General features: G+C 52.6%; 11 protein-coding genes. All 11 read left to right on the forward strand.

Going from position 1 to position 14,676, the window contains the following annotated elements:
- Positions 1–514: 514 nt before the first annotated feature.
- The 11 genes from BK665_RS09045 (at position 515) to BK665_RS09100 (ending at position 14,339) form a co-directional block, all read left to right on the forward strand.
- Positions 515–898, forward strand: coding sequence for a hypothetical protein (locus BK665_RS09045; RefSeq protein WP_123404734.1), 384 nt, complete (start codon positions 515–517; stop codon positions 896–898).
- A 105-nt stretch (positions 899–1,003) separates the two neighbouring features.
- Complete coding sequence (locus BK665_RS09050) at positions 1,004–2,146, forward strand: sensor histidine kinase (protein WP_123404736.1); 1,143 nt, start codon at positions 1,004–1,006, stop codon at positions 2,144–2,146.
- 234 nt (positions 2,147–2,380) lie between these two features.
- Entirely contained in the window at positions 2,381–2,791 is a 411-nt protein-coding gene (locus tag BK665_RS09055) for a DNA-binding transcriptional response regulator (RefSeq protein WP_123404737.1), read from the forward strand.
- 1,563 nt (positions 2,792–4,354) lie between these two features.
- Positions 4,355–6,007 (forward strand): hypothetical protein, encoded by a 1,653-nt coding sequence (locus tag BK665_RS09060; protein WP_123404739.1) that lies wholly within the window; start codon positions 4,355–4,357, stop codon positions 6,005–6,007.
- Between the two features lie 103 nt (positions 6,008–6,110).
- A complete protein-coding gene (locus tag BK665_RS34240) occupies positions 6,111–6,545 on the forward strand; it encodes a hypothetical protein (protein WP_148053204.1) in 435 nt (144 codons plus the stop codon).
- Between the two features lie 456 nt (positions 6,546–7,001).
- On the forward strand, positions 7,002–7,301 hold the full coding sequence (locus BK665_RS09070) for a helix-turn-helix domain-containing protein (RefSeq protein WP_123404743.1): 300 nt from the start codon (positions 7,002–7,004) through the stop codon (positions 7,299–7,301).
- A 660-nt stretch (positions 7,302–7,961) separates the two neighbouring features.
- On the forward strand, positions 7,962–10,460 hold the full coding sequence (locus tag BK665_RS09080) for a type VI secretion system Vgr family protein (protein ID WP_123404747.1): 2,499 nt from the start codon (positions 7,962–7,964) through the stop codon (positions 10,458–10,460).
- A 76-nt stretch (positions 10,461–10,536) separates the two neighbouring features.
- Positions 10,537–12,243: a Tle4 family T6SS lipase effector gene (locus tag BK665_RS09085; protein WP_123404749.1), complete on the forward strand. Its 1,707-nt coding sequence runs from the start codon at positions 10,537–10,539 to the stop codon at positions 12,241–12,243.
- 107 nt (positions 12,244–12,350) lie between these two features.
- Positions 12,351–13,517 carry a T6SS immunity protein Tli4 family protein gene (locus tag BK665_RS09090; RefSeq protein ID WP_123405010.1) on the forward strand — a complete coding sequence of 389 codons (1,167 nt, stop codon included), beginning with the start codon at positions 12,351–12,353 and terminating at the stop codon, positions 13,515–13,517.
- A 58-nt stretch (positions 13,518–13,575) separates the two neighbouring features.
- Positions 13,576–13,899 carry a hypothetical protein gene (locus BK665_RS09095; protein WP_123404751.1) on the forward strand — a complete coding sequence of 108 codons (324 nt, stop codon included), beginning with the start codon at positions 13,576–13,578 and terminating at the stop codon, positions 13,897–13,899.
- A 179-nt stretch (positions 13,900–14,078) separates the two neighbouring features.
- Positions 14,079–14,339: a PAAR domain-containing protein gene (locus tag BK665_RS09100; RefSeq protein WP_123404753.1), complete on the forward strand. Its 261-nt coding sequence runs from the start codon at positions 14,079–14,081 to the stop codon at positions 14,337–14,339.
- The last annotated feature ends 337 nt before the right edge of the window (positions 14,340–14,676 follow it).

Consider the following 14,676-nt stretch of genomic DNA (forward strand, 5'->3'; position numbering starts at 1 on the left):
CTTCAGGCCGTCGCCTCAGCACAGATGGCCTCCGCGACCGGCAGCAATCGGGCCAGACTGCCTGTCAAGAGCGGCAGCAGCTGAGCACTTGTCGAAAGCAGCCGTACTATGGCTGGTCGACGGGTGAAGATCTCACGATATGAAACCAGCGAAACTCTTGGAGCAACCTTTTGTCCATGCTTTTACAGCGAACTGGTGCCTCTTGTTGTTCGATCGTAATCGCTGGTGGAGAAAGCCATGAGAGAAGCTACAAACGATTTGCCCGAGCCCATAAAGCGGCAGGCAGAGAGGATTCTCCGCGAGATCGAACTCGCAGGCTCGATGATTCTCGCGGTTAAAAGTGGCGCTAAAGCCCAGGGATTCATACTCGGAATAATATGCTGTGACGGCCTGCCTACAGAGCGCTGTGAACTGTTAGCAGACCATTATGACAGTATCGTGGAGCAAAGGTTGAGGTCGCTGACATTGGGGCTGTAGCGTCAATTGGATAGAAGAAACTGCGTAGAGGAATCGGATGAAGTACGTCACTTTCCTTTTAACACTTGCTCTAATAGCAGGCTGCAAAACGGCACCCGTTCCGGAAGAGATCACCACTGTTCCCCAAGAGCGGCTTTTTGGTTTTACAAAAACATCTGATACCCATCTCGCCATCTTGGCCGCGACCTCATTAGGAAATGATTGCGCGATCCGTATTTCAATAGACGAAAAGCCGGCCGCTGACTTTTTCGGCGCAGAAGTAGCCCATTTCGGGCTCACGTTCGGATCACACACCCTCTCGGCGCGAACTTCGGAGGGGTGCTCTAGGCAATGGACGCAAGAGATGAGGGTTAGTGTCAAAACTGGCGACGCCTTGATCATGCTTATCGACAAAGCGGGCCTAATACGGACCGAGCTTTAAAAGCTATAAACAACCTCCTACACTGCTGAGCATTCGCTCACACCGCACCGGCGCAGCTTCGTTTTCCTCCCGACCTTTGCACCGCTTCCCATTAGGATCATCGACATGCGCCTGTCCAATTTCATTCTCGAGAACCTTGAGCCGATTCTGCAGGCCTGGGAAGATTTCGCCAGAACCATTGAGACGCCGGGCGCGGACCTCGATAGTGAAGCGCTGCGAGATCATGCCGAAGAGATGTTGCGGGCAATAGCAAGCGACCTGCGCACCAAACAGACGAAGCGAGAGCAAGCTGTCAAATCTCAAGGCCGAGTCCCTTCAGATGATGAAGAAACCGCAGCTGAAACTCATGCAATGACGCGGCTGATGGCAGGTTTCACGATTGATCAAATGGTGTCGGAATACCGAGCATTGAGAACGAGTGTCGTCAGTCAGTGGATGAGGCAAGTGAAGGATGGTACGCCGATTAATGTCGACGACATGACCCGATTCCACGAAGCCATCGATCAGGCTCTCGCCGAATCCATCGCCAGCTACTCGCGCGCAGTGGAGGCGTCACGCAACGTATTTTTAGGCATTCTCGGCCACGACCTGCGCACCCCGCTAGGAGCGATCTTGCTGGGTGCCGACGTGTTGAGGCGCTCAGAAGGAGCCGGAGCCCGGGCCACAAAGGTTGCCAATCAAATATATACGAGCGTGCTGCGAGCGAGCCAAATTGTTGCAGACCTACTTGATTTAACACGCTGCCAAATGGGCCCAGGCATTCCTGTCAAAAAGGCGGATATAGATCTCTTGCACGTTTGCGAACGTGTTGTCGAAGAAATCCGAGCGTTTCATCCAGAGGCCATAGTCTTGTTCGACGCGAAGGCTCCAGTTCAAGGGCAATTCGACGGTGCCAGAATGGAACAAGTCTTCTCGAACATAATCAGCAATGCTGTACAGCATGGAGATAATCAATTCTCTATCAAGGTGAAGTTAGAGATATCAGAAGACTGCGCTATTTTTACCGTCCATAACAGGGGTGAGCCCATACCAGAGGACGTTCTCCCGTTTATATTTAACCCTATGGGTCGTTTCTCTCTGCGATCTGCAATTGATCACGGGCCGACAGAGGGTCTTGGCTTGGGGCTGTTCATCGCGTCAGAGATCGTGGCATCACATAACGGTTCAATCGATGTCAGCTCTGACTCGAGTGGAGGCACCACTTTTCTAGTCAAGCTTCCAATTTCTGAGTCGCCCCTACATCCGTAGGCACATTCGAGAGGCATCTTCGGGTCGATTGCGGTCGGAGCCCAATAAAACCAACGCATTCAGACCCATCCCCCCCGCATAGCGGATTCATCTCTGTTTAAACGACCATTCCACTTAAGTATCAATCTCATAAAACAACGATTTCATTGAGCTTGGGCGCATATTTCCTCGAATTAAGGGCCTACACTGGTAGCTCTGGGCATCCGGTGATGGAGCCTATAAAGGAACCGATCCTTGGACGCTAAATGGGGAAAGCTCTCACCACTAACGGGCTGGGCTGTCGTTGTCGAAGGCAACCCAACCTTACGTAAGTTGGTAGTGGAAACTCTGGCGGAGATCGACCTTCAGTCGTTGGTCTTTGAATCAGCGGATGCTGCTTTGATTTTTCTGCAACAGACGCAAGGCGGTTGTCCGCTGGTAATCGTGGACCAGGGGGTACTAGGTCGACTCCAAGGTACGGAATTCATCGAACTGGTAAAAACTAAATGGCCCTTAACCGCGGCGATTCTCACCTCAGGTAAGCGGGACGCCTCAATTGTGCTCTCCTCAACGACGTACCTAGAGAAGCCCTGGTCTCTGAATGATCTTGTAATGGCTGTAGCAAACTTACTTCAGCCTGACCGCCCCCTGGAAAAGACGCCGTGACAGTTTGTTGAATCGCGATTCTCCTCCAGCCTTGATATCCCTCCAGAAAGCCTAACCTTTTCCTACACCGCTCGAAATCGACATAAGCTCCGATCGGAGGGCGATCGAATGACAGCTTTGGGTCGTAAACGGACATTCACGAATGGCTGCTTATGGCCGGCTGCTGCCTCTCGCGATCGGCTGAAATCGGCCGAGGCTGTGTAAAAACGTTTTTGAGCGCGACAGGTACTCAAAACCGGACTGAAAATCACGCTTCTACGCGAAATCCACATCTGCTGACGTGCCGATAAATTTCAGATTTAACGTAGACGCGCACACTTCAATTTTGGCGAAGCGTTTTTACACACTCTGGGCCATCAGCGGACACTCAGGCGACGTTTTTTTCAGTTAGGTCTGACGCTCAATTGAACGCCAAGCTGGGAGGCTGGGAAAAGGGGCAGTTTCCCACCCCTCCACACATTTAGAACTCGAACATCAATTGAGTCCAGGGTGGGCTACGAAAATGCTCGCACACACTCTCCCGATGCCCGTAGCGATTGCGGCTATAGGCGCTTACGTGGACAGTCCGTAGGTGCTGTGGTGTGCGACGCCGAACGCGTCGGCATTTAGTCTCTCTCATGGCTGATTCCTTAAAGAAAACGCCAAAGCAAAAAGAGTCGAGGACGAGTGCCAGCTATCTGCCAATAGCTATTACGGTATTGTAATACTATACCCAATAGCCCACACTTCCCTCACGACCCTTGCCTTTGGCATCGGTTTAGTCGTTGTAGGGCTAGTACCGCCAAGTCTGCCCCCTACAGCAACGCCATACCCTGTCCCTCGCGGGACGGGGTTTTTTGTGCCTGGGCATAAAACCAAGCAACAAAATCTGCTCATTTATATATTCAAAGTGACAACCCAGTTATCCGGCTGCGACATGTAGCGCATGGTATCAGCAAAGGCCAACCAGATGGCAGTCAGACCGGCGCATCCGAGCAACACAACCGACAGACCGCCGTGCTAGAGCGCTCAGCTAGAACTTCCACAATGACTTATACATACCATTTCAAAAGGGTGAACGTCCCTCGGCGTGGCGGATCGGTTGCTCATAGCATTTTCTGCCGCGCGTCACTGGGGTCATCCGTGTCTAATGCAACCGGTTAGATTTGCTAGATGCAATTGCTGGCCAATGGATGCGAATCAGTGGTCAAGTCCATGCACTTAGGCAGTGATGCAAGGCCTCCCATTTCAGCGTACTGGGTCGGTGTTTGGAGTGGCGGAAAGAGCAGGCTTTGTATTGCGTTGGCCTTGCAAAACCGCGAGTGTGCGCTTCGTCAGATCAGGTCGGTGCTGGCGATCGCTACATTGTATGTGGACTAGTGCTTCTCCAGGCTAAAACGGAGACAAAAGGACGAGATCCTTAAAGACGAGTTTGACTATTGTGACATTTTTCCAAAAATCTGCTGGTTACTACCCCTTAAACCCGTGTAAATCGGGTCTATACAGAAACCGTTGACGACAGCGGAACGACCCTTGTTATCAAGGGTATAAATAGCGCAGTGTGACATTGAGCTGGGAGCGACGATGGCAAAGGATGCGACAGCTGAAATCTTGGCCAAGAGTGGCCCTATGCTCAGTAGTGAGCTTGCGAAGATTTTGGAAGCTACCTACAAGCTGGCACCACCGGCGGCACGCAAGCGTGTCGAGCGTGGCTGCGAAGACATGAGAAAACTCGGCCATTTGGTCTTCCCGCATCGTGCACGGTTTGTTTATCTGCGTTCCGATTACGGTTCGCCGAGATTTTTCACAAAGCTGATGGATGCTCTTCAGGAGACCAACAGCACCTATTACCAAGCGCTTCAGGCTTTGAAGATGCGCTCCAACATAATGATGCGGTCACACTTTCTCATAGCGTGTGGTGCGCCAGTCGCTCAGCTAAAGCATGTATCCGCGCAAAGTCTCCTTGAACGCTTGATCAGCGCGGATCTGGTCAAGGAGGTCACACTCCCGGGGGGTGATGTGTGCATCGTGAGATGCGATCAGGAGATGTCTCTCAGAGACGGATTCATACTGCCCCGACTCAAAGCCCGAAATATTTGTGAGCGAGTAGCGCTCCTTGCAGTTAAAGACTGGGCCCGAAATTTGGGCCTGGTGAGCTACGAGGCCGTCAAAACGCGCGAAGACGACGGACTTGAAAAGATGCCTCAAGTGGGCACGTTTCAGTGGGATATGGCTGGGCCGTCTTACCTTTTCCCGATGCGTTCCTACAGTGAAGCCACTGGCGTTAAGGGAGGCTTTTTTGTGTGCGACATTGCCTTGAATGGCAACGTAACGGCAAAAGAGCTGAGCGCGTTCGTAAAAAAATGCGCGACGCTTCGAAGTCTGAAAAAGGTTAATCGCTGTCTTCAGTTGTTTGTAGCCGAAGAGTTTTCAATGGAAGCGTTCGCGCTTTTGAAAAGCGAAGGCATCATCCCTGCCACAACAGAAAACATCTTCGGCTTGGAGGTGGCCAAAGCCCTCAAGCACTTATGCTCGTTGCTCGAGAATACGGCGAGGCTATTGGACAGCCCTGAGACGCTGGATAAGGTTTTCAACGTCCTTTCCCGGATCGAAGGTGCCGCCTCCACGTTACGAGGCAGTTTGTTTGAATTTGCGGTCGCTCTGATTGCCAAGACCAGCTTCCCAGGTGGCGATCCCGAGGTAAATCGCAAGGTCAAAGATAGCCTTGGACGAGAAGCTGAAATTGACGTTTTGATTGCCAGAAGAAATCGAGACGTAGTGTTCATTGAGTGCAAGGGGGTAAACCCTATGGGCAATGTTGACGACGCGGAGGTCATCAAATGGCTCGATGAACGGATTCCGGTGATTCGTGAAGTGGCCAAGCATCACTCGGAGTGGAAAGACCTTCCGCAGCGATTCGAGATTTGGAGCAGTGGTAAATTCACTCCCGAGGCGCTGCTGATGATCTCGGATAGAAATCTTAAAACCCAAAAGTACGAGATTGTTGCCAAAGGCTCAGATCATGTTTTCGAGCAAGTCTTGGACAGTAACGATGCAGGACTGATCCGCACCTACGAACAGCACTTCATCAACCACCCACTGAAAGAAATTGAGATGAGCCTCGAGCGAGCGGCTAGAAAAACAGAGCGAGATAAAAAGCGAGCCGCAGTTGAAAGCAGTTCGGTGCCAGCTCCGCCTCCACCATTCACATCTGTATCGGCTCCCGGGGCAGCGTAGCGCTGCTGGTATGGTAACGGCGCCTTCTTTTTTCTGTGATTCCAATATGCAATTACTGGGTTAATATACAGCTCTCTCTCTGGTGTTCGCTCAAGAGGACTGAATGGCTCCTACTCATGGCATCATCGAAATCAGATCGCTTGCCGATCTCCACTCCCTATTCAATATCGGCGCTGACATAACCTTGACCAAGGAGAAGTACAGCCACCCGCTGCGCCCTTATCGCTTGATCCAGCCTGAAGCCAGTTGCCAGTACCAAAAAAAAGGTACGCGCTGTTCAAAGATGCATCAGCATGGCTTTGTCGTTGAGCTCAACGATGGCTCTAACGTACTGATAGGTCATTGCTGCGCCCACAATCACCTGGGCCTTCATGACGCTGAAGTCAAAGGCGCGTTAAAACAACTTTCAGCCGCCGAAAAACGAAACATTCAGCGCCATAAGGTGGAGGCGTTCGCTACCTGCCGGACACAATCACCCATCGTTGTTAAGCGTGTGCTGAAAAACGACACGGCTTGCAGCGCTTGCGTCGGGCGCTGAGATCGGAGGGTTGGAATACTGCTTTCCCTCTTGCACCGTATAGACGTATGTCCGATGGTTTTCGGTGCATTTTTCATCGATCCCTACAAGAGATTCCATTAGCCATCCCTTCGTACCATTCATCCATCCAGGACTCACGAGCTGGACACCTTCTATCCATAGATCTCCATTGGTTTGGCCAAGGAAAAGCTCAAACGTCGGAATGTCAGCGACCATGACCATGTCAATGGTCGATTCCTCGTTGAGGCGACGTGCGAGAGAAACGTACAACCAAGGCGAATGCACGTCTTGCTCGACGAAATGCCAGCTCTGCCGGTCTCGTCCTAGTAGCGGGCTCGAATGCCGCTCTGCCATGCGATGTGTAGTGAACACGCAAACCCCTCCTCGGTGAACAGTATACATTGTAGCCATATACTGTTCGAAAAGGCTCTATCGTTCCCTTTGCGAGTTACGCGAGTGGAACTGAAAAAGGCTTTCGGCAGGGTATTGAACCGGATAAGAATTTTACGGGGCTACACCCAAGAGGACTTCTCGATTGTGAGTAGTCGCACCTATATCAGCACCTTGGAGCGAGGAATTTACAGCCCAACCCTTGATAAGCTGGACGAAATCGCTTCCGTTGTGCAGGTACACCCAGTCAGTCTGTTGGTGGCTTGCTATGCCTTGAGAGACGACGCTACGCTCGACGAAATATTTGAGCAGGTCAAAATTGAACTTGATGGGGGGAAGCTGCTCGCTGGGCTTGCTGAGTCGTAATGCGCCGCCGGATATCGAGTTCAGCAGAACGCATGATGCGACACGTTGAGCGGCCCTCAGTAACAACAGATCCAGAGCGATTTTGAGTTTGCCAAATGGCTTGTTGTGGGTGAGTTGTTTCAAGGAAAACCCACATAGGCAGCGGTGAAAAATGAATGTGGTGCCATTTTTACCGCCCTTGTTGCGCTCTGAGGTAATATTCCTAAAGATTGAAAGCTCGGATGAAGTTTAAGACGCGTCCTACAGCAATTCTTTTGCCGCCTTGTTAGCGTGCCCGCCAATGTAAGCTTATGAAGGCCAGGTAAGGCTCATCGTGCTTTTGGCGCCAGCTGTATCAGCTATGAATCCTCGTGCTGCGCCACTGCAAAAAAGGAACAATGGATGTTCAATGCCTCCCCTCGAATGCAATCCAATTTGACGGTCAATGACTTCACTCTGTCCTTCAAGTCCTCGCTTTCAACGTCAACGAATCTATTAGCAAGCCTTGTGTGTTCGATGTCGAATTCGTCATTGCGCGCCGAGATGAGAGCCTCAATGGCGTGCCGCAAAAACCAACCTTTTGGGCGCTCGAAGAGCGCCGTAAGCGTGCACCGCTTTTAACTGTCACGTGAGGCAATTTTCCTCACGTGTCGCTCACCATTTTGACTAGGGAACAGTTATATGCGCCAAAGGGACTTGAGATTCACCTTTTCCGTGCTGTCCGGGCGGACCGAGTTCGAGGTCGTAGAGTTCACGTTGGAGGAGGCGCTTTGCGAGCCTTTTCGGCTGACTGTCGAGCTTGCCAGTGACAACTCCAATATCGACTTTCAGCAGGTACTCGATCAACCAGCGCTGCTCACGATCTGGCAAGGCTCCATGGCTGTCCGTTACGTTCATGGCTTGGTGTCCAGCTTCACTCAAGGCAAAACCGGGTTCCGACGCACGCGATACCAAGTTGTAGTTGAACCTCAACTTGCCCGGTTGGCCCTGAGCTCCAACTGGCGCATATTCCAGCAAAAAAATGTGCCCGACATACTTAAGTCCGTGCTTACCGAGCATGGCGTTATGAACTATGAACAAAACATCAACGTAGAACACTTGCCCCGCGAGTACTGCGCTCAGGCCGGCGATACCGACCTCTACCTGTTCGACAGGCTTTCTACCGAGGAAGGCCTTTTCTACTATTTCAAATTCGACGCAAGCACTCACACTCTAGTTCATGGCGACAAGCTCTATGTTCAGGAGCGTATCAAGGGTGGGCCGGTGCTCTACACGACTCAGCCAGCAGCGGATGCCGAGCATCCGGTGCTCTATGCGTTCAGTTACACCGAAAACGTCCGCACGGCTGAGCAGACGCAGCGCGATTACACCTTTAAACGCCCCACCTTCGACCAGCAGCAGAATCTTGCCGGTGATGACCTGAATAATCAGGCCCAGGACTACGAACGTTACGATTACCCTGGACGCTACAAGGCCAGTGCTGTCGGCAAACCGTTTACTGAGAATCGCCTACGCGGTCATCGCCGTGATGCGCAGATTGCAGTGGTCGAAGGAGATGATCCTCGTCTGATTCCCGGCCTGTCGTTCCAGCTTACTGGTCACCCCAGAGAAGATTTCAACCGGTGGTGGCGTTCTGTCCGAATCACACATAAAGGTGTGCAGCACTCCAGCCAGCAAGAAGAATCTGCCGGCGCGGAGATGGGGGTTAGTTACGACTTCACCGCCGAGATCATTTCCGAAGAAACAGAGTGGCGCCCTGCGCCGATGCCCAAGCCCCGTATCGATGGGCCACAGATCGCCAGCGTGGTAGGGCCTGAAGGCGAGGAGATCTACTGCGACGAATGGGGGCGGGTAAAAATCCAATTCCCATGGGATCGGGAAGGCAAGAACAATGAGTTCAGCACCTGCTGGATCAGAGTGTCGCAAAACTGGGCCGGCGCCGAATGGGGGCACATGGCGATTCCGCGCATCGGACAGGAAGTTATCGTCGACTACCTCGATGGGGATTGTGACCAACCGATCATCACTGGCCGCACCTACCGTGCGACCAACTCCCCGCCGTACCAACTTCCCAATCACAAAATTCTGAGCACTATCAAAAGCAAGGAGTACAAGGGGACCAGGGCCAACGAACTGCGCATCGACGACACTACAAAGCAAATCAGTGCTGCGTTGATGAGTGATCATGGCAGCACCGCGTTGCACTTGGGCTATCTGACTCATCCACGTCCAAGTGGCGGAGAGCCACGCGGTGAAGGTTTCGAGCTGCGCACAGACGAACATGGTGCGCTGCGTGCAGCCAAGGGCCTGCTTCTCAGCACTGAAGAGCAACTGAATGCCAATGGTGGGCATCTCAACCGTGCCACTGCCGTTCAGGTATTGGAGGCCGCTCTTCAACTGGCTAAAGAGTTGGGCGACTACGCCGCGGATCATCAAGGTGTTGGGCATGACACCGCGCCACAGAAGTCGCTCAGTGAGGCAGTTCGTGATTTGGGTAATGGCGCCAATGACGAATCGGGCAAAACCAACGGAGGTAAACCTGCTATTGCCTTGAGTGGTCAGGCCGGTATCGCGGCGGTGTCTCCCAATAGCGTCACTCTGGCTGCTGGCGAGCATATCGATAGCGTTGCGCAACAGAATCAGCAATTCACCTCGGGCCAAAAATTCGTAGTTAACGCAGGCACCGACTTGGGTCTATTCGCTCAAAGCGGTGAGATGCGACATATCACTCACCAAGGACCGATGCTCCTACAGGCTCAAAAGAACAACATCAGCTTGGAGGCGGATCAAAGCGTGGAGATTAGCGCGAGCACTCAACACGTGGTGATCTCTGCCAAGGAGCACATCACCCTGACCTGCGGCGGTGCCTACCTAACCCTTAAGGGAGGCAACATCGAACTGGGTATGCCCGGCAATTTTATCGTCAAGTCGGCCAAGCACAGCTTTATCGCCCCAGCTCACGCGTCCACCGTCTTTAACACGTGGGCCCAAACTCCGTTCAATGAGCGAGTACGGGTGGTACGCAATGGGACGCCATTACCGAATTACCGTTACGCACTTACGCGAAGTGATGGTGCCCGGGTGGAAGGCGTTACTGATGGTGATGGTTGGGCCGCAATGCAGCAGGGTCTCACGACTGAAGGTTATGAGTTTCATCTGCTTGGTCCAAGTGAGACATGACCATCATGCAAATCCCTAATATCGGAAAAGCCAGAATCTACATTGAAAGTCGTCAAAACAAGGCAGGGAGAGCCTAATGAGTGAGCCAACAAGGCCGGTACCAACCCAAATTGGCCCAGATGGGAACGTTACCGCACGTGTGACCATGAGCCGCACATCCAACAACGTCCGCGCTGAACTCAACGCACCTCCGGACCACGCCATTCCGATCATTTTTGTGCCCGGCATCATGGGCAGTCCGTTGTTGGCAACAGGAGCTAACGCTCGCATCCTGGGCAACGATAATCGATGGGCGTGGTTTCCTGACGATGCCGCTGGATGGGTGGCGGGAGTCACCAAATGGAAAAGCTACAACAGTTTGACCCCAGTTGAACGCAAGCAATTACTTGATCCGCAACTAACCCGCGCGCTGTCGGACCCTCAGGATTCCGATCTCGAAACTGTGAGCAAATTTGTCAGCACCTTACCGGTTCAAGAGGCGAGAAATCGTGGTTGGGGATCCGTGTCGCTCGATTCTTATGGGAGCATTCTCAACTTCCTTGAAGCGCAGCTACGTTTCATTTTGACCCCGGAGGGCAAACCCTATCCAGGCGTTATGGCGGCGGTTCCAAATAATGTTTCGGCTTGGGGCGAGCTCAAAGGCTACAGCCCCCTGAAAACAGAAGCACTGAAGGCAGCGGCTGAATTTCGCTACCCCGTGTATGCGGTGGGTTACAACTGGCTCAACTCCAATGCTCAAGCCGCTGACTATCTTGCAGGTCGAATCCAAGCCGTTCTCGAACGATGCAGAAAGGATCTGGGGGTTAAGTGTGAGCATGGGGTGATTTTAGTCACTCACTCCATGGGTGGATTAGTGGCGCGCATGTGTGCCAAGCGCAACCCAAACCTGATCCAAGGCGTGGTTCATGGCGTCCAACCGGCTATTGGTGCCGCAACTGCCTATCGTCGTGTTCGAGCGGGATGGGAGGATATGGCCGGGGCCATTGGACTCGGCGGGACTGGCAAGAAGATTATGCCTATCTTCGCGAATGCTGCGGGTCCGCTGGAGTTGTTACCTAATCAACGTTATGGCGCTGGTTGGTTGAGCATCACTTGCAATGGAAAAGAATTATTTCAGATGCCTACTGGGCCAGATCCGTACACGCAGATTTACTTAAAGAAGAATGCGTGGTGGAAATTGATGGATGCCGCTTGGATAAATCCAATTGGGAACTCATCCCCGGGCACGCTAACCAGCGCTTGGAGCAACTATGAAAAAATGCTCAACCAGGCAAAATCTTTTCACGCTGGGCTAGGTAACTATTACCACCCCAACAGCTTCGTTCACTACGGGGCAGACAGCAGTCATCAGGCGTTCCATCGAGTCACATGGAAGCTTGGCACTGGAGTTATCCCTTCCAATAAGCCAGGAATGCCCGCTACCCCCGTTCCCACGCCCTCACGCGAACATGCTTTGTCTCTACGACTGAGGGGTGAAAATCACGAAGGGCGAGCGTGGATGGTTGATGACATCAGCGAAGACCAGTTGATTAACCAGTACGGTGTTGGAATTGGCCATAACACCCGTGGCGATGGTTACTTCGCTGACCTTCAGGGCCAAGATCAGGCGGGCGACGGCACCGTGCCTGCACATGCCGCCGAAGACGCTGCGGAGCAAGCAGTGTTCGCTGCCCGCATGACAGGCTATGACCATCAGGGCTCCTACAAGAACCGCAACGTACAGAACCTAACGCTGTATTCGGTTCTGAGAATAGGTGCCAATGCCAAGAAGCTCTCGGCATGATCGCTCGCCGCCATCTTCTAATTGTTGCCCTTGTAGTCTCAATACTGGGGGCTTCCACATACGGATGGCACCAGTGGCGCTTACCCCATTCCAACCAGAGCCATACCATGAGTGACTTGACACAAAATATGCAGACCTATTGCGTCGGTCGTTTACTAATCGACCTGCCAAAAGGAGCCACTTGGACCACCCAAGCGAGTGGTGCGCAATTAGGCAACATGGCACTTTCCGTGACTACTGGCGTCACCCAGCAGCAATACGACGAGCTAGTTGAGCACCGATGGCAAGAGGTGCTGGCAATCAAGACAGACAACAATGGAAAAGCTTATCTGCGACCCTCGGAACGCATTGCAACGCCCGAGGGAGGTGCCGTCTTTGTCTATGAGTATGAGCACGTGGATGGTTTGGCTGAGGATGACGAGACTGTTGTTCAGCAGCTTTTTCACCAAGCCGAAGGCTATCTATGGCGCGATGGCACTCTCTTCAAAATCACACCATCACTCAATAGCAAAGATGCCATTGCCAAACTGTTTCCTCGACTGCATGCGCGAGCAGCGGACGAAATACCGAGTCGCCCTGGCTTATGCTTGAGCGGCGCATTCGTGGATGGGTACTACGATCTCGCCAGTGGTGATCAGGAAGAAGTGAGTTGGGGATTTACGCTGCCTCGCAACTTAGGCGTGGTAGTGCGACACGGAATGGTATGGGAGCCTGAGCAGCCTATGCTTGAGCGGCGTCGTGAAGCAGACAGGGAAAGTGCTGGATTAATAGCTCGCATGCTAGCGGATCCAGGTGTCGTTGCTGGGCGCAAAGAGTATCGAGCGGCAACGCGTGTTGTTGGAGAGATGGATGGCGAGGAATACGTCATGGGTGGAACAGAAGGCAAAGGCCCACAAGAATTCAAAACCAATGTTGGCGGTGAATGGAACTTTGTCGGACGTGGAACCCCTACGCCATTGCCAAGTGTTAATTTGGGTATGGACACGACCTATCTGACATCTAGAAAGCCATCGACATTGGGCGATTTTCCTAATTTTGAAGATGTTTCTGGAGGTCCAACCGAGGCAGAGTTCTTCGAGATCTGGGACGCCATAATTGAAAGTGTGCGCTTTCGTCCAGGAGCCCTGACACCACCATCAGGTGGAAAACCCCTCATTAGTCCTTCTAGCCCAGTGACATCAACTGTGGTCAGCAAGCCAGGAACAAATGACTACGCTCTGGAGGAGTTCCTGACCGGGCTATCACCTTCCCAGGACTGGATGGATAAGCTTTAGGGCTGATCAGCGCTTGGTACATATCAAACCTTCGAACGCACACATGGATGGAAAAGTAATGCACCCACCTACCACCGACTCGATCAAACCGAATCACTCTCGACTTGCTGTCGCTTCAGTCCTCGTCGTGATATTCGGCTTGCTGTTCATGGTGCTGCGTATCGCTCAGCAGAATTACATGATGGCCATTGGCGCGGTCTGGGTAGCGAACAGCCTGACAATGGTCCTGCATGCACTGTATTGGCAGCGCTATGGTTTGTCGGGGCCATATAAAGTTGCTGTTGTGGCTCAAGGTTTGATTACGATCGCCCCGCTGCTGTTCGGACAGTCCGGCCTGGCACTGATTCTTTTCATGCTGGGCGGAGAGATCCGTTTTTGGTAGTGAGATGGGTAGGTCAACTAATCGCGGACATCCTGATAGTTAATTCAGGCAGTCTCCCGTTCGCAACAGGTATGCGAGCAACTCCCCTGCGGTCACACAGGTCCGCAGGGGCCCGTCAAGTAAGCAACCTTCTAAGCGTTTACAGGTCAGCTTCGTTGGTGCCACTCAAAGGAAGAGATATGGATATCATTCGACTCGGCGACTCTACCAGTCATGGCGGAACCGTAATTGAAGCTTTCAGCCAAACTGACTTATATGGCAAACCCATGTCTGGCGTGGGGCATAAGGTCGACTGTCCTAAATGCAAAGGAACATTTCCCATATCTGAGGGAAGCGCCACGCTGGATGTCGGTGGTGTGCCCGTAGCGCTCCACGGCATGAAAACCGCCTGCGGTGCCAGCCTGATCGCGAGCAATCCCAACGGCAACGCCGATAGTTGAGAATTGCAGAGGGCATTTTTGATGGTCACTTAGCCTGTGCTGCATTTGAGTCTAACCAGCTAAACGAAGCTTTTATGTTAAAAAAACCACCGCTACATGTGGTCCTAGACCGTTCCAAGCGATTGCGCCAGGCCACTGAACGTTTAGGTTTGTCGAGCGATGAAACCCTTTGGTCTGGTTGGCATGTGAAATACCAATTCACTTGCTTGTACGGACACCTCTTTAGCACGACTCCCGTCACGCTACTGAGTCCGACCGCCAAAGGCTGCCCAGAGTGTGGCGCGCAGCGCTCCATGCAAGTTTTGCTAAATGCGGTCCAGTCACACGGAGTGTCTTG

Origin of the sequence: Pseudomonas frederiksbergensis, assembly GCF_003732665.1 — a bacterium.
Taxonomy (GTDB): Bacteria; Pseudomonadota; Gammaproteobacteria; order Pseudomonadales; family Pseudomonadaceae; genus Aquipseudomonas; species Aquipseudomonas frederiksbergensis_G.